The organism is Halomonas pelophila, from assembly GCF_040196315.1.
Lineage (GTDB): Bacteria > Pseudomonadota > Gammaproteobacteria > Pseudomonadales > Halomonadaceae > Halomonas > Halomonas pelophila.
This window is the reverse complement of record NZ_JBEGCI010000016.1, coordinates 42737-62870: the sequence shown is the minus strand read 5'-3', so window position 1 is coordinate 62870 and position 20134 is coordinate 42737. Positions and strand designations below refer to the sequence as shown.

Annotated in this window: 19 protein-coding genes; 4 read left to right on the top strand and 15 right to left on the bottom strand. The window is 70.7% G+C overall.

Annotated features, from left to right (window positions below):
* Positions 1–76: 76 nt before the first annotated feature.
* The 11 genes from lipB to ABE957_RS15785 form a co-directional block, all read right to left on the bottom strand.
* Positions 77–745 carry a lipoyl(octanoyl) transferase LipB gene (lipB, locus tag ABE957_RS15835; RefSeq protein WP_349759630.1) on the bottom strand — a complete coding sequence of 223 codons (669 nt, stop codon included), beginning with the start codon at positions 743–745 and terminating at the stop codon, positions 77–79.
* Positions 745–1056, bottom strand: coding sequence for a YbeD family protein (locus tag ABE957_RS15830; protein WP_349759629.1), 312 nt, complete (start codon positions 1054–1056; stop codon positions 745–747). The genes lipB and ABE957_RS15830 overlap by 1 nt, the downstream gene beginning before the upstream one ends.
* Positions 1057–1232: 176 nt before the next feature.
* Positions 1233–2435, bottom strand: a complete 1203-nt coding sequence (locus ABE957_RS15825; protein WP_349759628.1) for a D-alanyl-D-alanine carboxypeptidase family protein — start codon at positions 2433–2435, stop codon at positions 1233–1235.
* Positions 2436–2489: 54 nt separating this feature from the next.
* Entirely contained in the window at positions 2490–3419 is a 930-nt protein-coding gene (locus ABE957_RS15820) for a septal ring lytic transglycosylase RlpA family protein (protein WP_349759627.1), read from the bottom strand.
* Entirely contained in the window at positions 3416–4483 is a 1068-nt protein-coding gene (gene mltB / locus ABE957_RS15815; protein WP_349759626.1) for a lytic murein transglycosylase B, read from the bottom strand. Before mltB ends, ABE957_RS15820 begins: the two co-directional genes overlap by 4 nt.
* A 29-nt stretch (positions 4484–4512) precedes the next feature.
* A complete protein-coding gene (rodA, locus tag ABE957_RS15810) occupies positions 4513–5673 on the bottom strand; it encodes a rod shape-determining protein RodA (protein WP_349759625.1) in 1161 nt (386 codons plus the stop codon).
* Positions 5674–5676: 3 nt separating this feature from the next.
* Positions 5677–7584: a penicillin-binding protein 2 gene (gene mrdA / locus ABE957_RS15805; RefSeq protein ID WP_349759624.1), complete on the bottom strand. Its 1908-nt coding sequence runs from the start codon at positions 7582–7584 to the stop codon at positions 5677–5679.
* An 89-nt stretch (positions 7585–7673) separates the two neighbouring features.
* A complete protein-coding gene (gene rlmH / locus ABE957_RS15800; protein ID WP_108444605.1) occupies positions 7674–8141 on the bottom strand; it encodes a 23S rRNA (pseudouridine(1915)-N(3))-methyltransferase RlmH in 468 nt (155 codons plus the stop codon).
* Positions 8138–8497, bottom strand: coding sequence for a ribosome silencing factor (gene rsfS / locus ABE957_RS15795; RefSeq protein ID WP_349759622.1), 360 nt, complete (start codon positions 8495–8497; stop codon positions 8138–8140). The genes rlmH and rsfS overlap by 4 nt, the downstream gene beginning before the upstream one ends.
* Before the next feature lie 106 nt (positions 8498–8603).
* On the bottom strand, positions 8604–9233 hold the full coding sequence (gene nadD, locus ABE957_RS15790) for a nicotinate-nucleotide adenylyltransferase (RefSeq protein WP_349759640.1): 630 nt from the start codon (positions 9231–9233) through the stop codon (positions 8604–8606).
* 56 nt (positions 9234–9289) lie between these two features.
* Positions 9290–10597, bottom strand: a complete 1308-nt coding sequence (locus tag ABE957_RS15785; RefSeq protein WP_349759621.1) for a glutamate-5-semialdehyde dehydrogenase — start codon at positions 10595–10597, stop codon at positions 9290–9292.
* A gap of 97 nt (positions 10598–10694) precedes the next feature.
* Here ABE957_RS15785 and ABE957_RS15780 point away from each other — a divergent pair, with 97 nt between their 5' ends.
* The 3 genes from ABE957_RS15780 to ABE957_RS15770 are packed head-to-tail and all read left to right on the top strand — an operon-like array spanning position 10695 to position 13937.
* Positions 10695–11564: a hypothetical protein gene (locus tag ABE957_RS15780; RefSeq protein ID WP_349759620.1), complete on the top strand. Its 870-nt coding sequence runs from the start codon at positions 10695–10697 to the stop codon at positions 11562–11564.
* Positions 11557–12492 (top strand): GGDEF domain-containing protein, encoded by a 936-nt coding sequence (locus ABE957_RS15775; protein ID WP_349759619.1) that lies wholly within the window; start codon positions 11557–11559, stop codon positions 12490–12492. Before ABE957_RS15780 ends, ABE957_RS15775 begins: the two co-directional genes overlap by 8 nt.
* 41 nt (positions 12493–12533) lie before the next feature.
* Positions 12534–13937, top strand: a complete 1404-nt coding sequence (locus ABE957_RS15770; protein WP_349759618.1) for a bifunctional DedA family/phosphatase PAP2 family protein — start codon at positions 12534–12536, stop codon at positions 13935–13937.
* Positions 13938–13949: 12 nt separating this feature from the next.
* Here ABE957_RS15770 and ABE957_RS15765 read toward each other — a convergent pair whose 3' ends face one another.
* The 3 genes from ABE957_RS15765 to mpl form a co-directional block, all read right to left on the bottom strand.
* Entirely contained in the window at positions 13950–14573 is a 624-nt protein-coding gene (locus ABE957_RS15765) for a LysE family translocator (protein ID WP_349759617.1), read from the bottom strand.
* A 104-nt stretch (positions 14574–14677) separates the two neighbouring features.
* Positions 14678–15319, bottom strand: coding sequence for a flavin prenyltransferase UbiX (locus ABE957_RS15760; protein ID WP_349759616.1), 642 nt, complete (start codon positions 15317–15319; stop codon positions 14678–14680).
* A complete protein-coding gene (gene mpl, locus ABE957_RS15755) occupies positions 15309–16703 on the bottom strand; it encodes a UDP-N-acetylmuramate:L-alanyl-gamma-D-glutamyl-meso-diaminopimelate ligase (protein WP_349759615.1) in 1395 nt (464 codons plus the stop codon). Before mpl ends, ABE957_RS15760 begins: the two co-directional genes overlap by 11 nt.
* Before the next feature lie 181 nt (positions 16704–16884).
* Here mpl and ABE957_RS15750 point away from each other — a divergent pair, with 181 nt between their 5' ends.
* A complete protein-coding gene (locus ABE957_RS15750; RefSeq protein ID WP_349759614.1) occupies positions 16885–18144 on the top strand; it encodes a 6-phosphofructokinase in 1260 nt (419 codons plus the stop codon).
* A gap of 108 nt (positions 18145–18252) precedes the next feature.
* On the opposite strand, the gene ABE957_RS15745 is transcribed toward ABE957_RS15750, so the two are convergent.
* On the bottom strand, positions 18253–19890 hold the full coding sequence (locus tag ABE957_RS15745; protein WP_349759639.1) for a bifunctional protein-serine/threonine kinase/phosphatase: 1638 nt from the start codon (positions 19888–19890) through the stop codon (positions 18253–18255).
* Positions 19891–20134: the final 244 nt, after the last annotated feature.

Genomic DNA, 20134 nt, shown 5'->3' with positions numbered 1-20134 from the left:
GAGACGCGCCCATACGCCCTAGACCCCCACCGCCTGCGGTGGGGGTCTTTCGTTGCGTCATATGAGCGGCGGGCGGCTAGGCGATGGCGGGGGCGTGCTCGTCGCCCTCGGCGAGCTCGCGGCCGAGCTCCCGTGCCAGGCAGCGCGCCAGAGTCATGCCGACCGCCGCCGCGGGGGGACAGTCGTCGACCAGATCGGCGAGTCGCGTCATGGCCATACCGGCATAGCCGCAGGGATTGATCCGCGAGAAGGGCAAGAGGTCGCCGTCGACGTTGAGCGCCACCCCGTGGAAGCTGGCCCCGCGGCGAATCCGCAGCCCCAAGGAGGCGATCTTGGCCTCCCCCACGTACACGCCGGGGGCATCGGGCCGGGCATGGGCCGTCACGCCGTGCTCGGCCAGCAGGGCGATCACCGCCTGCTCCAGGGCGCTGACCAGCTCGCGCACGCCAAGGCGAGCGCGACGCACGTCGAGCAGCGGATAGAGCACCACCTGGCCGGGGCCGTGGTAGGTCACCTGGCCGCCGCGATCGGTGGCGACCACCGGGATGTCGCCCGGCATCAGCAGGTGCTCGGGCTTGCCGGCCTGGCCCTGGGTGAACACCGGGTCGTGCTCCACCAGCCAGAACTGGTCCGGCGTCTCGGCGTCGCGCTCGTCGGTCAGGGTGCGCATGGCCTGCCAGACGGGGCCGTAGGGCCGCCGGCCGAGGCGGTGCAGCGCGATCGGCGCCGTGCTGTCGAGCGCCATCACACCACCATGTGCACGCGGCCGGTGGCCTTGAGCTCGCCGAACAGCGCCTTGATCTGCACCTCGCCGGTGGCGCGCAGGGTCAGGCGCACCGAGACGAAGCGGCCGTTGCGGCTCGGCACCACCTGGATGTTCTCGGCGTCGAAGTCCGGGTCGTGGCGGACGACGATCTGACAGACCGTCGCCGCGAAGTCGTCGGCGGCATCGCCGACGACCTTGATGGGATAGTCGCAGGGAAAGGTGATCTTCGGCGGCGCATCGCCCGCCCGGGGCGCGGGCTTGCGAAGGTCGCGCAGGGAGTTGTCGCTCATGATCGCGTCCGGATGGAGGGTATGGCCCTATTCTACGCAACGCGGCGGCGGCGACCAACCGGAGCGGCTCGGCTGAGTCAGGAACCAGACGGCAACACGGGTCGGCCCGAGGGGGCCGACCCGTGGATCATCGCCGCGGCGGCGAGGAGGTCAGCGGGCGAAACCCGCCCGCTGGCTTATTCGAACCAGCCGCGGGTCAGGTTGGTGAAGAAGCGCTGCACCTGATCGATCAGGCGCTTGAAGAAGCCGCCCTCCTCGATGCTCTCGAGGGCGACCAGCGGACGCTCGCCGACCAGTTCCTCGCCCTGACGCACCTCCATGGTGCCCACCCGCTCGCCGGCGGCGATCGGCGCGGTCAGATCGGCCTGGATGTCGAGCTTGGCGGTGAGCTCGTCGTCGCGAGCTCGCGGCACGGTCATGACCACGCTGCTGTCGACGCCGACGCGCAGCTCGTTCTTGTCGCCGCCCCAGACCCGCGGCGTGTTGAGCACGGCGCCGGCGTCGTAGAGGTTCAGCGTCTCGTAGTAGCGAAAGCCGTAGCTCAGCAGCTTCTGGGACTCCTGGGCTCGCGCCTCCTCGGAGGCCGTGCCCATCACCACCGAGATGAGCCGCATGTCGTCACGCTCGGCGGAGGCGACCAGGCAGTAGCCCGCTTCCTCGGTCCAGCCGGTCTTCAGGCCGTCCACGCTGGCATCGCGCCACAGCAGACGATTGCGGTTGGGCTGCTCGATGCCGCCGTAGGTAAACTCCTTCTGGCGATACATCCGGTAGTGCTCCGGATAGTCGTTGATGATGTGCTGGGACAGCAGCGCCAGGTCGTGAGCCGACGAGTAGTGGTTCTCGTGGGGCAGGCCCGTGGGGTTGACGAAGTTGGTGTCGTGCATGCCCAGGCGCGTCGCGTGCTGGTTCATCAGGTCGGCGAAGGGACGCTCGCCACCCGCCAGGTACTCGGCCATGGCGACGCTGGCGTCGTTGCCGGAGACGATGATGATGCCGTGCAGCAGCTCGCTGACCGGCACCTGCTCGCCGACCTCGATGAACATCTTCGACCCGCCGGTTCGCCAGGCCTTCTCGCTGACCGGCACCAGCCCCTCCGGGCTGATGTTGCCCTGGTTGAGCTCACGCTCCACCAGGTAGGCGGTCATCAGCTTGGTCAGGCTGGCCGGCGGCAGGCGCTCGCGGGAATTGTGCTCGGCCAGCACCCGGCCGCTGTCGGCATCCATCAGGATCCACGAGCTCGCCGCCAGCTGCGGCGGCGAGGGAATCATGGTCTGCGGCTTGGGCACCGCCTGGGCAACGGCCTGTGACGTGACCAGCAGCAGGCTGACCAGCAGCACCGGCAGGAGCCGGTGACGGCGAAGGAAAGGCGTGAATCTCATGGCAAGGGTTCTCATCGGGTGCATCACAGGGTTATACGCTAGGGAGACGCCGACTCAGTCGGCATCGTCGACGATGAAGGCCTGGGCGAAGCCGGCCCGGCGCAACTGTTCACGGACCGGGTCCAGCTGGCCCGAAGGATCCAATGGGCCGACCTGAACACGGTGAAGGCCCGTAGCGCTGGCCACGCGCACGGGCCGGGCGATTTCTGCCTCGAGGCGGGCCTGAAGGGCCCGAGCGCCGTCTTCGGAGCCCAGGGCGGCCACCTGCAGGAAGACGCCGTCCGCCGGCTCCTGGCGAGCGACCCGGGGCGCGTCGCTTGCCCCCGCGGGACGCGACGTCGCCGCGTCCTCGGTGGGCGCGGGCTTAGGCTCACCGCCACGCCTGGCGAGCCAGCGCTCCACGTCGATGGCCTCCACCCTCACCCGGCCGGTGCCCTGCTCGAGGATGCCCAGACGGGCGGCCGCGGCATAGGAGAGGTCGATCTCGCGCTCGCTGTGGAAGGGGCCGCGATCGTTGACGCGGACGATCGTCGAGCGTCCATTATCGAGGCTGGTGACCCGCACGAAGCTCGGCAGCGGCAAGGAACGGTGGGCGGCGCTCATCTTGTACATGTCGTAGATCTCGCCGTTGGAGGTCGCGTAGCCGTGGAACTTCTCGCCGTACCAGGAGGCCCGCCCCTCGCGACGGTAGCCGCTGGCATCCGCCATCACCTCGTAGCGCTTGCCCCACACCTCGTAGGGGGACTTGTTGCCGCCCCGGGAGCGCGGCTCGCGCTGCGGCACGGCATCGGGCACCTGGGCCACGTCGGGCGGATCCTCGGGATAGGCGTCTCCGGACAGCGCGTACCGTTCTCCGCCCTGGGTGGGCGCGGAGGCCGACGCGGTCGACTCGGCCGGGGCGACGGGGGCGGGCCGCGGGCCGCCGCTGCCGACACAGCCGACTAGTAGCGACGTCAGGCTCAGGATCACCAGGGCGCGTCTCATGAGGCTTCCTCGGGCAGGGTGTCGGCGGCCTCCAGCCAGCCGGCCTCGCGACCGCGCGCCTCGGCGATCGCCTCGGCCAGCTCCGTCACCGCCATGGCATAGAGATGGCTGTGGTTATACCGGGTGATCACGTAGAAATTCTGCTCGCCGAGCACGTAGCGCCAGGTGTCCTCCCCGCCCTCCAGCGCCACCGGCAGCAGGCGATGCTCATCGCTCAGCGCGTCCGGAATCTCGAGGCCCGCTGCGGCGAGCGCCGCCGCCGGCACCGCGGGGGGCCGCGCGGCGCGATTGAACTCGATACCCTCCGGCGGCGTAGCAGGCCCCTCGACCGCGTGATAGATCGGGGCGTCCGGGCGCCAGCCGTGCTCGGCGAAGTAGTTCGCCACGCTGCCGATGGCATCCACCGGATTGGTCCAGAGATCGCGCAGGCCATCGTCGTCGAAATCCACCGCATAGGCGCGGTAGCTGGTTGGGATGAACTGGGGATAGCCCATGGCCCCGGCGTAGGAACCGGTCAGGCTGCCGGGCGCGCGCTGCTGCTCGAAGGCGATCTCCAGGAAGGCGGCCAGCTCGCCGCGGAAGAAGCGCCCACGGCTCGGATGATGGAAGGCCAACGTCGACAGCGAGTCCAGCACGCGATGGCGGCCGGTGATCTCGCCGTAGCGGGTCTCGACGCCGAGGATCGCGGCGATCACCTCCGGGGGCACGCCGTAGTCGGCCTGGGCCCGGGCGAAGGCCGCCTCATGGGCCTCGATGAAGGCCGCCCCGTTGGCGATGCGCGTCTCGTCGAGGAAGATGGCGCGGTACTCGGGCCAGGTCAGCCGACGCTCGGCGGCGCCGCCCATGGCATCGAGCACCGACTGGCGGTACTCGGCCGATATCATGGCGGCCTCGAGCCAGTCGCGGTCGATGCCGCGCTCGGCGAGCTCCGCCACCAGCCGGCGCGCCTCGGCGTGGCGCTGCGGGTCGAAGTCGGCCGCCGGCGAGCCGGCGGCGCCCAGGGCCAGCAGCCCTCCCGCCAGCCAGGCCTTCCAGCGTGTTCCCTGTAGAGACGACACCGTCATCGCAGCTCTCCCTGAGTCGTGTCGGCTGCCTAGCGCGGCAGCAGTCGGCGGTGGGCATTCACGGCCATGAGAATACCGAAACCCGCCATCAAGGTCACGCTGGAGGTCCCGCCGTAGCTGACCAGCGGCAAGGGAACGCCAACCACCGGCAGGATGCCGCTGACCATGCCCACGTTGACGAAGACATAGATGAAGAACGTCAGGATAATGCTCCCCGCCACCAGCCGGCCGAAGGTCTCCTGGGCCGCTCCGGCGAGCCACAGCCCGCGCCCGACGATCAGCAGGTAGAGCATCAGGAAGGCCAGCATCCCCACCAGCCCGAACTCCTCGCCCAGCACCGCCACGATGAAGTCGGTGTGGCGCTCGGGAAGAAACTCCAGCTGCGACTGGGTGCCCTGCAGCCACCCCTTGCCCCAGAAGCCGCCACTGCCGATGGCGGTGGTCGACTGGATGATGTTCCAGCCCGCGCCCAGCGGGTCGCTCTCCGGGTCGAGGAAGGTCAGCACACGCTGGCGCTGATAGTCGTGGAGGTTCATCCACAGCAGCGGCAGTGCCGCCGCCGCCAGCGCCCCGCAGAAGAAGATGAAGCGCCAGGAGAGCCCCGCCAGCACCACCACCAGCACCCCCGCCGTCGCCACCAGCAAGGAGGTGCCGAGGTCGGGCTGGCGGGCGATCAGTGCCACCGGCAGGCCGATGATCAGCGCACACACGGCCAGGTCGCGCCAGCGCGGCGGCAACACCTGGCGGCTCAGCCAGGCGGCCACCATCATCGGCATGGCCAGCTTCATCAGCTCCGAGGGCTGGAAGCGGATCACGCCGGGAATCACCAGCCAGCGCTGGGCCCCCATGCCCATGTCGCCGATCAGCTCCACGGCCACCAGCATGCCAAGCCCGGCCACGTAGACCAGCGGGGTCCAGCGCATCAGGGTCGTCGTGGAGAGCTGGGCCAGCCCGACCATCACCACCAGGGCGACGCCGAAACGGATGGCCTGGGCGGTGACCACCGAGAAGTGCTGGCCGCTGGCGCTGTAGAGCACCACCAGGCCCGCCAGCATCAGCACCAGCAGCATGCCGAGCAGCCAGGGGTCGAGATGGATGCGCTCCCACAGGCTGCGGCGCCGCGCGATGCCGCTCAGCGAGGGTTTCACGGGGTGGCTGCGTAGGCCACGCGTCAGTTCGCTCCAGATCATCGATCAGTCTCCCGCCACGCGGTCATCCTCACGCTCCAGCGCCTCGCGCACCTCGTCGCTGTCCGGGGCCTCGTCGTCGAGCAGCCAGGCATCGGTCATCGCCTTGGCCAGGTGCGCGGCATGGGTGCTGCCGCCCCCGGCATTCTCGACGATCACCGCCACGGCGATCTCGGGCGCCTCCACCGGCGCGAAGGCCATGAACAGCGCATGGTCACGCAGCCGCTCCTTGAGCTCGTCGGCGTTGTATTTCTCGTTCTGGCCCAGCGAGAAGACCTGGGCGGTGCCGGACTTGCCGGCCATGCGGTACTCGAGATCGCCACCGATCCGCCGCGCCGTGCCCTCGCGCCCCGAGACGACCTTCTCCATGCCGGCGTAGACGCTGTCCCACCACGTCTCGTTGCCGAGTTCGATGTCGGCGGGCGTATCGGGCAGGTCGATCGGCACCTCCTGCTCGCCGATGCGCTCGGCGAGGCGCGGCTTGACCCACTCGCCACGGTTGGCCAGCACCGCCGTGGCGGTGGCGAGCTGCAGCGGGGTCACCTGCAGGTACCCCTGACCGATGCCCACCGAGAGCGTCTCGCCGGGATACCAGGGCTGATTGAAGCGCCCGCGCTTCCAGGTGCGCGACGGCATCAGCGCATCGCTCTGCCCCTGAACGTCGTGGGCGACCCGCTCGCCGAAGCCGAAGGCGGTCATGTTCTCGTGGATGCGATCGATCCCGAGTTCATGGGCCAGCGAATAGAAATAGGTATTGTTGGAGACGGCCAGGGCGCGCTCCAGATCGACCCGGCCATGCCCCCAGCGCAGCCAGTTGCGGTAGCGCCGCGAGTCGTTGGGCAGCTGGAAGTAGCCGGGGTCGTAGATCACCTCGCCCGGCGTGATCGCACCCTCCTTGAGGCCGGTGATGGCCATGAACGGCTTGATCGTCGAGCCCGGCGGATAGTGGCCGCGGATGGCGCGATTGTAGAGCGGCAGGTCCAGATTCTGCTGCAGCGCCCGGTAGGAGGCGACGTCAATACCGGTGACGAACTGGTTGCTGTCGAAGCCCGGCACCGAGGCCAGGGCGAGGATCTCACCGGTGGCCGGGGCGATGGCGACGATCGAGCCGCGGCGCCCGTCGAGCAGCTCCACGGCGAGCTTCTGCAGCTCGCTGTCGAGTGTCAGGGTGAGGTCGCGCCCCGGCACCGGGTCGCTATGGCCAAGCTCGCGCAGCACCCGCCCGCGCGCATTGGTCTCGACCTTGCGCAGCCCCGCCTGGCCGTGCAGCTCGTCCTCATAGAAGCGCTCCACCCCGCTCTTGCCGATGAAGTGCGTGCCGGCATAGTTGCCCGAGTCCAGCCCCGCCAGCTCCTCGGCATTGATCCGGCCCACGTACCCCAGGGCGTGCACCATGGTCTCGGCGTCGGGATAGTAGCGCAGCAGCTGGGCCTCGACCTCGACGCCGGGCAGGCGGTGGCGATTGACCGCCAGGCGGGCGATCTGCGCCTCGTCGAGGTCGCTCATCAACAGCGCCGGCTGGAAGGGCCGCTGGCGCTGGCGCGAACGAACCCGGAAGGCCTCGGCCTCCTCCTCGGGCAGCTCCAGCAGCTCCACCAGCAGGGCCAGGGTGGCATCCAGGTCATCGACCCGCTCGCGCACCAGGGTCAGGTTGTACGTGGGACGGTTCTCGGCCAGCAGCTTGCCGTTGCGATCGTAGATCAGGCCGCGGGTCGGCGGCAGCGGCTCCACCCGCACCCGGTTCTTCTCGGAGCGCGTGCTGTAGACCTCGTGCTGCACCACCTGCAGGTAGAAGAGCCGCCCGCCCAGCAGCCCCGTCAGGACCAGCACCACCAGCACGGCCAGCAGCGAGCGCATGCGGAACACGCGCAGCTCCTGTTCCGGATTCTTCAGGGTATCGCGGCGGCGACGCATGCTAGGTAATGCCCTCGGAATGATGACGCATAGAGCCTTCGGCGGTGTTCACGAATCGCACCTTCAGCGCGGCCCGGTGCGGCGCGCCGTCAGCGGTGATAGGGGTGGCCGACCAGCAGGGTCCAGGCGCGATAGAGCTGCTCGGCGAGCAGGATGCGCACCAGCGGATGGGGCAGGGTCAGCGGCGAGAGCGACCAGCGCTGGTCGGCGCTGGCCGAGAGCGAGGGCTCGAGGCCGTCGGGCCCGCCCACCAGCAGCGCCACGTCGCGCCCCTCGAGGCGCCAGGCGTCCGCCTCGCGGGCCAGCTGCTCGGTGCTCCAGGGCTTGCCGCCCACCTCGAGGGCCACCAGGTGCTCGCTGCCCCGCAGGCGGGCGCGGATGCGCTCAGCCTCCGCGGCCATGGCCCGCGCCACGTCGGCGTTCTTGCCGCGCTGCCCCGGGGCGATCTCCTCCACCTCCAGGGCAAAGTCGCGGGGCAGGCGCTTGCGGTACTCCTCGACGCCGCGATCGACCCAGTCGGGCATCTTCGTGCCCACCGCCAGCAGGCGGACCCTCATGAGCCCTGCTCGGCCCGGGATTCGGCGTCGCTCGGCAGGTCGGCCCAGAGCCGTTCGAGGTCGTAGAGCTGGCGCGTCTCGGGGAGCATCACGTGAACCACCAGCTGGCCGAGGTCGACCAGCACCCAGTCGGCCCCGTTCTCGCCCTCGACGCCCAGCGGCGCCAGCCCCTCGTCCTTGGCCGCCTGCACCACCGTATTGGCCAGCGCCGACACGTGGCGAGTGGAGGTGCCGGTGGCCAGCACCATGCGGTCGGTCACGCTGGTCAGTCGTGAGACGTCCAGGACGGCGACGTCCTGGGCCTTGAGGTCCTCCAGTGCGTCGATCACCAGAGTCTTGAGTGCGTCGATATGCATAGCCCTTCGTATCTGCCCTTGGTCAGCGAGAAATCGTTACCCCCATTGTACCGACTCGACGCGCCGGTGGGCAGCACTCAGCCATGCCAAGGACCAGGGCCAGCCATCAGCGAGGCCGATAGAGTCCGCGTGCGAGGATGCGTGCCTCCACCGCCTCGGGCAGCAGGTAGCGAATGCTGCGCCCGGCCGCCAGGCGCCGGCGCACCTCGGTGGCCGAGATGGCCATGCGCGAGGGCAGCCGCAGGCGCAAGAGCTTTCCGGCCGGCGCGGCCATCAGCGCCTCGCCCGACTCGACCTCGCGCCCGGCCAGCAGCCTTGCGAGCGCCGCCGGCAGCGCCGCCTCATGATCCGGGCGATCGATCACCACCACGTGGGCCAGCGCGAAGAGACGCTCGGGCTCGTGCCAGTCGGCCAGGCGCAGGAAGGCGTCGTGCCCCAGCGCCATCACCAGCCGCGCCTCGTCGCCGACCTCGCGGCGCAGCGAGGCCAGGGTGTCGGCGCTGTAGGAGGGGCCGTCGCGCTCGAGCTCCCGGGGATCGGCCAGCAGCCCCGGCGTGTCGCCGATGCCCAGGCGCAGCAGCGCCAGGCGCTCGTCGGGCGAGACCCGCGGCTCTCCGCGCAGCGGCGGCATGGCCGCGGGGATCATGTGCACGCGATCGAGCGCCAGCGCCTCGCGAAGCTCCACGGCACTGCGCAGGTGCCCCAGGTGGACCGGATCGAAGGTGCCGCCCAGCATCGCCAGGCGGGGCGGGGTCGACACCTCGGCGACGCGAGCCGGCAGCCCCGCCTCGCTCACTGGCGCACCTGGCCGTCGCCGAGCACCACGTACTTGCGGGTGGTCAGGCCCTCGAGGCCCACCGGGCCCCGGGCATGCAGCCGGTCGGTGGAGATACCGATCTCCGCGCCCAGCCCGTACTCGAAGCCGTCGGCGAAGCGGGTGGAGGCGTTGACCATCACCGAGCTGGAGTCGACCTCGGCCAAGAAGCGTCGCGCCAGAGTGTAGTTCTCGGTGACGATGGCGTCGGTATGCCGCGAGCTGTAACGCTCGATGTGCGCCATGGCGGCGTCGATGCCGTCGACCACGCGGATCGCCAGCACCGGCGCCAGGTACTCCGCCTGCCAGTCCGCCTCGGTGGCCTCCACGATGTCGCCGAGGATCGCCCGAGTGCGCTCGCAGCCGCGCAGCTCGACCCGATGCTCGGCGTAGGCGGCGGCGAGCCGCGGCAGCAGGGGCTCGGCCAGCGGCGCATCGACCAGCAGGGTCTCCATGGTGTTGCAGGTGCCGTAGCGCTGGGTCTTGGCGTTGACCGCGATGGCGAGTGCCTTGTCGGTATCCGCGCTGGCGTCGAGGTAGACGTGGCAGACACCGTCGAGGTGCTTGATCACCGGCACCCGCGCCTCGCGGGTGATGCGCTCGATCAGCGACTTGCCGCCGCGCGGGATGATCACGTCGACGTACTCGGGCATGCTGATCAGCCGGCCCACGGCGGCGCGGTCGGTGGTGGCCACCACCTGCACGGCGCCCTCGGGAAGGCCGGCCTTGGCGAGACCGGCACGGATGCAGGCGGCGATGGCGGCGTTGGACTCGCGGGCCTCGGAGCCCCCGCGCAGGATGGCCGCGTTGCCCGATTTCAGGCACAGGCTCGCCGCCTCCATGGTCACGTTGGGGCGCGACTCATAGACGATGCCGATGACCCCCAGGGGGACACGCATCTGGCCGACCTGAATGCCGCTGGGCCGCGAGCGCAGGCCGTCGATCTCGCCGACCGGGTCCGGCAGCGCGACCACCTGGGAAAGCCCTTCGATCATCGCATCGAGGCGGGCATCGTCCAGCGCCAGGCGATCGAGCAGGGCCTCGTCCAGGCCGCTCTCGCGACCCCGGGCCAGGTCACGGGCGTTGGCCGCCAGCACCTCGCCGCGGGCCTGCTCGAGGGCCTCGGCCATGGCCAGCAGGGCGGCATTCTTGGCCGCCGTGTCGACCCGGCGCATGCGGGTCGCCGCCTCGCGGGCGCCCTGTCCGAGGCGCTCCATGTAGGTGTCGACGTCCCCGATCTCCGGGGTGGCGGTCTCGCGATCCGAGCGGGAGGCTTGAGCTGTCATGCCGTTGCGTTTCTCCTGGGGCCGGCGCCGCCGCGACAAGGGCAGGGCCGGGGTTATACTGTGCCGAAAACCGGGAAGGGATTCATACTAATCCACCATGCAGACCAAGTACAAAAGCCTCCTGCTGCGCGGCAACCTGCTGATCGCGGCGGTGCTGATGGCGCTGCTGGCCACCCGCACGCCGACCCTGACCGACACCCTGCTGATATGGCTGGCCGCGGCCTGGCTCGCCATCACCGCGCTGCTGCTGACCTTCGACCATCGCCGACCCGCCACGCTGCCCTGGCAGCTGCTGCCGATCCTGCTGCTGGCGGCGCTGCTGTGGGGGGAGCCCGGCCGCCACGTCACCTGGCTGTGGGCCTGGGCCATGCTGCTGATGCTGCCCCAGCCCCGCTGGGTGCTGCTGCTGGGGAGCCTGCTGGCGCTCGCTACCTGGTGGCCGCTCAGGGACCTGCTGGGCCTCGAGCAGTGGGTGCTGAGCGGCCTGCTGCTGGCCGCCCTGATGCTGCTGGGCCTGTCCCGGGCCCTGGATCTGCGCGCGCGACGCCAGAGCGCCCTGCGCCGCGCCCGCCTGGTACCGGGCCTGGCGCTGTGGCCCGGTGAGCGACTGCCCGACGACCTGGCCCTCGAACGCAAGCGCAGCCTGCGCGAGGGCGTGCATGCCGAGCTGCTGCTGATGCATACGCCGCGCCACCGCTGCTGGCCGCTGGCGCAGCGCCTGTGCCGCCTGACCTACCGCTTCGAGCACTGCTACCAGCTCGATCCGACGACGCTGGCGGCGATGCTGACCAGCCGTGACCGTGACCAGGCCGACGAGCGTCGCGAGCTCTTGTGGCGCTCCCTGGAGGCTCGCGGGCCGGGCCGGGCGATTCCCCTGCGCGACCTGAGGTCGCTGGACGACGAACGCCGGGCCCTGGCTCGCCAGCCGGCCGGCCTGCGCGTGATCGGGGGGGCGAGTGATGCATGACCGCGACCGCCACGCCTCGCGGCTGTTCGCCTTGTGGCACGCCGGCGGTGCGCTGCTGCTGCTGGGCATGGCCCTGTGGCTTTACCTGATGGGAGAGTACGAACGCATCCCCCTGCCCGCCGCGCTCTCCCTGCTGATGGTGGTCGCCACCCTGCTGAGTGCGACCCGCGAGGAGAACTCGCGGCTGGCCGCCTACCTGGCGCTGATCTGCGGCTATCTGCTGATCGCCGTCGAGCTGCCCCGCCAGTCCGGCCTGCCGGCACTGTGGGTGGGCCTGCCGCCGGTACTGACCCTGCTGCTGCTGCCGCTGGCCCCCGCCATGCTGCTTAACCTCGCGCTGACGCCGGTATGGCTGGCGCTGCTCGGCAACGGCCAGCTCGATGGCCAGATGCTGCTGGGGTACCTGAGCCTGGTGGCCGTGGCCGCCCTGGTACCCTGGGAGCAGGCCCGCCAGCACGCCCTGCTCAGGGCCACCGATCCGCGCGACGCCGAGTGCGCGGCCACCGGCCGCGAGACCCTGCACGAGCTGCTGGCCAGCGAAGTCGAGCGCGCCGGGATGCTCGGCCAGCCCCTGGGGGTACTGCTGATGCATCTGCCCCAGCTCGACATGGCCGGCGAACAGTTCGGCCACGGCGCGCAGCAGGCGCTGCTGGACACCCTCTGCCAGGCGGTCTCCAGCCGCAGTCGCGACCACGACATCCTGGGCCGGGAGGGCCCGGCGGACTTCTGGCTGGTGATGCCGGACACCAGCGAGAGCGGCGCCCTGATGGTCCAGCACCGCCTCGACCAGGCCCTGGAGCAGATCACCCTGATGGATACGGGCCCGATGGACGTGCGACTGCGCCTGTGCCGGCCGCGGGCGGGCGAGTCCTGGCCGCGCTTCGAGCAGCGCCTGGAGACCTGTAGCCGTTCGCTGGCCGACGGCTGAGCGCGGACGCGCCGATTCCCGGCCTGACCATGGAGCGTCACTTGAACATCGCCGACACCCTCTTCCAGCTGGCGCCCTCGCCGGGGCTGCTGCTGCTGATCATCGCCGCTATCGCCCTGGTGGAATCCCTCGCCCTGGTGGGGCTGCTGGTACCCGGCGTGGTACTGATGACGGCCGCCGCCTCTCTGGCCGGCCATCAGGAGCTCGCCGTGATCACGGCCATCCTCGCCGCCTTCATCGGCGCCGTGATCGGCGACGGCCTGAGCTTCCTGCTGGGCTATCACCAGCGCGAACGGGTCACCGCCCAGTGGCCGCTGTCGCGTCATCCGGAGTGGCTGGCCCGGGGCGCGCGCTTCTTCCAGCGACACGGCTCGCTTTCGGTCCTGCTGGGGCGTTTCGTGGGCCCGGTGAGGCCGGTGGTGCCGCTGATCGCCGGCATGCTGCGCATGTCGCCCCGCGCCTTCCTGTGGGCCAACCTGATCTCGGCGGCGCTGTGGGCGCCGGCCTACGTGCTGCCGGGCTATCTGCTGGGGCGCACCTGGCAGCGGCTGGTGGCGCTGCCCGAGGGGCTGGAGGCCTGGCTGGTCGGCCTGGGCGCGCTGGTGGTGGTGCTGGCGGTGATCTTCTCCTGGGTGCGCCACCTGGTGACCCGCGAGGGCATGGCCTACCGGGGGCTGATCGGCTGGTCGCGGCGCAGCGCCTTCGGCCGACGCCTCTGGCGGTGGCTCTCGCCGCCCCACGACGTCGAACCGCCGCTCGCCTCCTGGCTGCTGCTGATCCTCTCGCTGACTGCGCTCTCCGCCTGGACGCTGGTGGTCATGCATCACGATGCCCCGCTGGCCATGGACATGCGCCTGGAGGCGCTGATGCGAGGCCTGGCGCTGCCCGGTCTAGACGCCATCGGTCAGGCGCTGGACCGGGCCGGCGACCTGCTCGGCGTGGTGGCCCTGGCGCTGCCCTGGGGCATCTGGCTGCTTGGGCGACGCCACTGGGCGGCCTTCTGGCACATCGCCGGCGGGCTCTTGGGCATCGCGCTGCTCAACACCCTGGGCAAGGCGGCGATCGGCCGCGTCCGCCCCATGACGCCGGAGCACCTCGCCGACTCCTTCTCCTACCCCAGCGGCCACACCTCCACCGCGGTGGTGCTGTTCGGCATGGCCGCGGCCTTCGTCAGCCGCGAGCTCCCTCCCGGCCGGCGCTACCTGGCCTACTGGGCGGCCATCGCCGCGATCCTGCCCATGGCGCTGTCGCGCCTGGTGGTCGGAGTGCACTGGCTGAGCGACCTGATCGGCGGCGCGCTGCTCGGCCTGGTGGTCTGCGCCCTGGTGCAGCTCGCCTGGCAGCGCCACCCGCGGGCGCCGCTGCGCCCCTGCCCCTGGCAGCGGCTAGGGGTCGCCTCGCTGGCGCTGGTCGCCGCCCGCATCGCCTGGCTGCCGCCGTTCTAGCCTCGCCTCGCCTCACCCCAGCGCCAGCCACAGGCCCACCCCGACCATCAGCGTGCCGGCGACGCGGTTGAGCAGGCGCACGTTGTCGCCTTCGCCGAGCAGGCGACGCAGGGTGCGCCCGCCGGTGGCATAGAGCAGCAGGCAGAGGAACTCGATGGCGAGGATCATCGCGATCAGCGCCGTGAGCTGGGGGGTCAGGGGCCGGGTGGCGTCCAGGAAGGGCGGCAGCAGGGCCACGAAGAAGGCCCAGCCCTTGGGGTTGGCCACCGCCGTGACCAGGCCCTGCAGGGCCAGCTGCCCCCGGGCGGCGGGCGGGCCCGCCTCGAGCGCCTCGGGGATGGCCATGCGCCCGCGGGAGCGCCACATCATCACGCCGAGGTAACCCAGGTAGGCGCCGCCCAGCCACTTGAACACCGCGAAGAGCTCGGGCTGGCGCAGCATCAGCGCGGCCACGCCGGCGCCGGCGGCGAAGGCCACCAGCCCCACCCCCGCGAGCTCACCGACCATCATCCACAGCGTGCGCCTTACGCCCTGGGTCATGCCCAGCACCATGGCCAGGGTCATGCACATGCCCGGCGTCAGCGAGACCAGCAGGAAGGTCGGCACGAACACCGACAGGACAGACAGCGTGATCATGGGGGATACGTCCTTGTGGTCGTGACCCGCCCAACGGGGCGCCGTCCGGCATGGCGGGTCGACATGCGGCCGGCGTGAAGGGCGGCTCCGTGGCCCGGACCGGCCTACTCTCCCCAGCGGGGCATCAGGCGGTGCTCGATGCCCAGCTGGTTGAGGATGCGCGCGACGATGAAGTCGACCAGATCCTCGATGCGCTGCGGCTGGTGATAGAAGCCCGGGGCGGCGGGCAGGATCACGGCGCCCATGCGGGTCAGCGACAGCATGTGCTCCAGGTGGATCGCCGAGAAGGGCGTCTCCCGGGGCACCAGGATCAGCCGGCGGCGCTCCTTCAGGGCGACGTCGGCGGCCCGCTCGATGAGATTGTTGCTGGCCCCCGTGGCCACCGACGAGAGCGTGCCGGTGGAGCAGGGACAGATCACCATGGCCGAGGGCGCCCCGGAGCCGGAGGCCACCGGAGCCATCCAGTCCTCGCGGCCGAAGCAGCGAATCTGGCCCGGCGCGGCGCCGGTGCGCTCGGTCAACGCCTCCGCGAGCCGCTCCGGCCGCGCCGGCAGCTCCTCGTCGGTCTCGGTGGCGATCACCAGGTGGGCGGCCTTGGAGATCATTACCCAGACGCGATGCTCGGCCGCCACCAGCGCCTCGATGAGGCGCAGGCCGTACTGGGCCCCCGAGGCCCCGGTCAGCGCCACCGTGACGGGCTCGCGCAGCTCGGTCGCCTCGCTCCGCTCAAGCGGCTCAATCGGCATGAGCGACCTCCAGGGCGGCCAGCAGCTTCTCGTGGATGCCGCCGAAGCCGCCGTTGGACATCACCACGATGCGATCCATCGGCCGCGCCTCGGCCACCAGGGCTTCGACCAGGGCATCGAGGTCCTGGCAGAGCCGGGCCGGGACCGGGCTCGCCTCGAGCACCGGCGAAAGCGACCAGTCGAGTCCCGGCGGCTGGAACCAGAAGGCGGCGTCGGCGGCCGCCACGCTCGCCGCCAGGCGATCGCGCAGCGTGCCCAGCCGCATGGTGTTGGAACGCGGCTCGATCACCGCCAGCAGCCGGCCGCGCGGCGTCGCGGCCCGCAGGCCCTCCAGGGTGGCGGCGATCGCCGTGGGGTGATGGGCGAAGTCGTCGATCACCTCGATGCCGGCCACCTCGCCGCGCAGCTCCTGGCGCCGCCGGGGCGTGGCGAAGCGCGACAGCGCGGCGGCGCCGCGCACCAGGTCGACCCCGCAGGCGTTCGCGGCGGCGAGCGCCGCCAGGGCGTTGCGGGCGTTGTAGGCGCCGGTCAGCGACCAGTCGACCACGGCGTCCTCGTTCACCTCCCCTGCCCCGTCGCGGGCCTCGTGGATCACCCGGAACCGCGAGGCGTCCTCGCGCTCGAGCTCGAGCCGCCAGGGGCTCGCCGCCGCGCTGCCGAAGTGCTCCAGCGGCGTCCAGGCGCCCATCGCGATCACCCGGTCCAGCGCCGGCTCGCCGTCGGCCACCAGCAGCCGGCCGCGCCCCGGCACGGTGCGCACCAGATGATGGAACTGCCGCTCGATGGCGGCCAGGTCGGGAAAGATGTCGGCGTGATCGAATTCCAGGTTGCCCAGGATGGCGATCTCCGGGCGGTAGTGGACGAACTTGGAGCGCTTGTCGAAGAAGGCGGTGTCGTACTCGTCGGCCTCCACCACGAAGGGCGCATCAGGGGCGCCGAGGCGCGCCGAGACGCCGAAGTTGCGCGGCACCCCGCCGATCAAAAACCCCGGGGACTGGCCGGCGGACTCGAGCAGCCAGGCCAGCAGGCTCGCCGTGGTGGTCTTGCCGTGGGTGCCGGCCACGGCGATCACCCGCCGCCCCGGCAGCACCTGCTCGGCGAGCCACTCCGGGCCGGAGACGTAGGGCAGCCCTAGGTCGAGTACCGCCTCGACCTCGGGGTTGCCCCGCGAGAGGGCGTTGCCGATCACCACCCGGTCGGGGCGCGGCCTGAGGTTGTCGGGCGAGTACCCCTCGCACAGGACGATGCCCGCCTCCTCGAGCTGGGTGCTCATGGGCGGGTAGACATTGGCATCCGAGCCGCTGACGGTCAGGCCCTTCTCGCGGGCGAGCAGCGCGAGGCTGCCCATGAAGGTGCCGCAGATGCCGAGGATGTGAAGGTGCATGCAGTCTCCGGAAGTCTTGCCGCCGCTGGCCGCGGCGCGGTCCGGGCGAGACTAGCATGGCGTCGTCGGGGCGCTCCAGTGAGTGCCCCGTGAGCCCGCGCGAGCGGATGCAGTGACAGCCGCTTTCGGCTAGACTCTGCGGCTTTCGCACTCCTCGACGCATCAGGAACAGGTAAGCCCCATGGCCCAGCATAACGCCTTCTACGCCCAGTCCGGCGGCGTCACCGCCGTGATCAACGCCAGCGCCTGCGGCGTGATCGAAGCCTGCCGCCGCCACCCGGACCAGATCGGCAAGGTCTATGCCGGCCACAACGGCATCATCGGCGCCCTCACCGAGGACCTGATCGACGTCAGCCAGGAGAGCGACGAGGCGATCGCGGCGCTGCGCCACACGCCCGGCGGCGCCTTCGGCTCCTGCCGCTACAAGCTCAAGGACATCGAGACGCACCGCGCCCAGTACGAGCGGCTGATCGAGGTCTTCAAGGCCCATGACATCCGCTACTTCTTCTATAACGGCGGCGGCGACAGCGCCGACACCTGCCTGAAGGTCTCGCAGCTCTCCGAGAAACTCGGCTACCCGCTCACCGCCATCCACGTGCCCAAGACCGTGGACAACGACCTGCCGATCACCGACAACTCGCCGGGCTTCGGCAGCGTGGCCAAGTACATCGCCACCTCGACCCTGGAGGCCTCGCTGGACATCGCCTCCATGTGCGCCACCTCCACCAAGGTGTTCGTGCTGGAAGTGATGGGTCGCCACGCCGGCTGGATCGCCGCCGCCGGGGCCCTGGCCGGCGAGGGCGAGGGCGAGCCGCCCCACCTGGTGATCTTTCCCGAGGTGGCCTTCGACCGCGCCGCGGTCATGGCCCGGGTCGACGCCTGCGTCAAGGAGTACGGCTACTGCGTGATCGTGGTCTCCGAGGGGGCGCGCTACGAGGACGGCACCTTCCTCGCCGACTCCGGCAACACCGACGCCTTCGGCCACCGCCAGCTGGGCGGCGTGGCGCCGACGCTGGCCGGCATGGTCAAGCAGGACCTGGGCTACAAGTACCACTGGGCGGTGGCCGACTACCTGCAGCGCGCCGCCCGCCACCTCGCCTCCAAGACCGACGTCGACCAGGCCTACGCGGTGGGCGACAAGGCCGTGGAGCTCGCCGTGGCGGGCAAGAACTCCATGATGCCGGCCATCAAGCGGGTCAGCGAGACGCCCTACGAGTGGTGCATCGAGGCCGCCCCGCTGGCCGAGGTGGCCAACCGCGAGAAGTTCATGCCCGGCGAGTTCATTCGCGAGGACGGCTTCGGCATCACCGCGGCCTGCCGCCAGTACCTGTCGCCGCTGATCCAGGGCGAGGACTTCCCGCCCTTCGAGAACGGCCTGCCCAAGGTCGCGCGCCTGAAGCTGGCCAAGGTCGAGCGCAAGCTGCCCGACTTCACGATCTAGGCGGCGCTCGGCGCCGAGCAGGATAGCAACGAAAGAAAACCTCCAGCAGGCACCTCTGCTGGAGGTTTTTTCTTGGCTGCTTGGACGCTTGGAATTGCCCGAGAAGCCTTATCTCAACAGCCAGGAGAGCACCAGCAGCAGCAGCAGGATCCCCGCTACGCCCTGCCAGAAGCTCGCCCGCTCCCCCGGGCCTCGCCCACCGCTTCCCGCCTCCCGGGGCGGGCGCAGGGCGCGACGAAACTCCGACATGCGCCGGAAGCGCAGCGCGCGCTGGGGATCCAGGGCGCGGCGCAGGGCATCGTCCAACACGACCGTCACCTCGGGATTGAGGGTGCGGGCGCTGCGGTAGGCCAGCTGCTCGAGGTCGGTGTGGCTGCGCAGCCGATGGGGCGCCAGGGCATAGGGCAGCTCACCGGTCAGCAGCCAGTAGACGGTCGAGGCCAGCGAGTACTGGTCGCTGCGCCGCCCGACCTGGTCGTCCAGGGCATACTCCGGGGCGCTGTGCTCGGTGAGGCCGAGCTGGCGCACCAGGCCCCTCGAGCGACGGTGACCGTCCACGTCGCGCAGGTGGCAGGCGCTGAAGTCGGCCAGTACCACCTGGCCGTGCCGGTCGATCAGCACGTTGTCGGGATGAATGCGCTGGTGCAGCAGGTCGCGGTGGTGCAGCGCCTGCACCGCCTTGCCCAGCTGATTGGCGATATCCAGGCGCTGCTCGAGGCTCGCCTGGGGATGCTGGCGGGCCCATTCGGTCAGCGTGCTGCCCTGCACGTGGGCCATCAGGTAGTAGAGGAAGCGCCGCGGGCGCGAGGACTCCATGATCCGCACCACGAAGGGCGAGGTGACGCGCTCCACCACCCACTGCTGCAGCAGGAAATGCTCCAGGTAGGCGTTGCGGCTGGAGAGCTCGGGGCTCGGGGCCTTCATCACCATCTCGCGCCCGCTGTGCACGTCGCGCACGTGATAGACCCGCGACTGGGCGGTGCGCGACAGCACCGACAGCACCTCGAGGCCATCCAGGCGCTCTCCGGGCGCCAGCTCCGGGGGAATCGGCAGGTCGCCGTAGACCCGGCCAGGCCGATCCTCCGAGGCGTCGGGCAGGCCGTCGATACGCACCAGCTGGAAGCAGAACTGGTCGCCGCCGTAGCCCCGCTCCTGGGCCCGCTCGCGGGCCGCGCCGGCCAGCCGCTCACAGGCGGCATCCAGGTCGCTGGCATCCTCGCGGATCAGCCGCACGTAGTCCGAGGGCATCAGGGTGCCCTGCACCGCCTGGGTGGTGAACAGGAAGATATCGCCCTGCTTGAGGGGCAGGCTGGCGTAATCGATCTCCAGGCCGCTGTCCATGCCCATGGCGCGCGAGGGATAGCGATAGCCGCCCAGGTCGGTGACGTGATCCCGGGAGAGCTGCTCGAACTCGGCGCCGCGCAGGCGGAACACCAGGGTATCGCCCATATGGAAGAGGTGCGCCTCCCGCCCGTGGAAGACCATGGCGGAGAGCGAGGAGACGTAGCTGCCGTCCGAGATCCGGTGGTTCTGGCTGAAGCACCAGGTGTTCAGCGCCCGCAGCACCCGGGTCGCCGAGGCCTTGACGTCCCAGTGATCCGGCGTGGAGAAGTAGTCGGCCAGAAACCCCTTGACGCTGAGATCGCCGGCTTGCTTGGCGAGGTTGTTGCGCGAGGTGGAGTCGCTGATCAGGGCGCAGGCGCCCTTGGCCGAGAGCAGCGGGGGCTCGGGCAGTCGCACCGACATCGAGCTGCGATGCCGACGCCGATCGGGCGCCACGAAGGCCTGGCCGTAGCTCAGCGACAGGTGCAGGGGGGTCAAGGCGTTCTCCTCGCAAACGACGCGATCCGCCGGCCGGTGGCCGACGCCTTCCATCGGGGACCCATGATACACCCTGCTTCCACGCCAGGCCCATCGGCGGATGAGGCGGCATGCCACCTATGGCCGATTGGTAATCACCGCCTCAGCTTCGTATAATTCGGCGGATTTT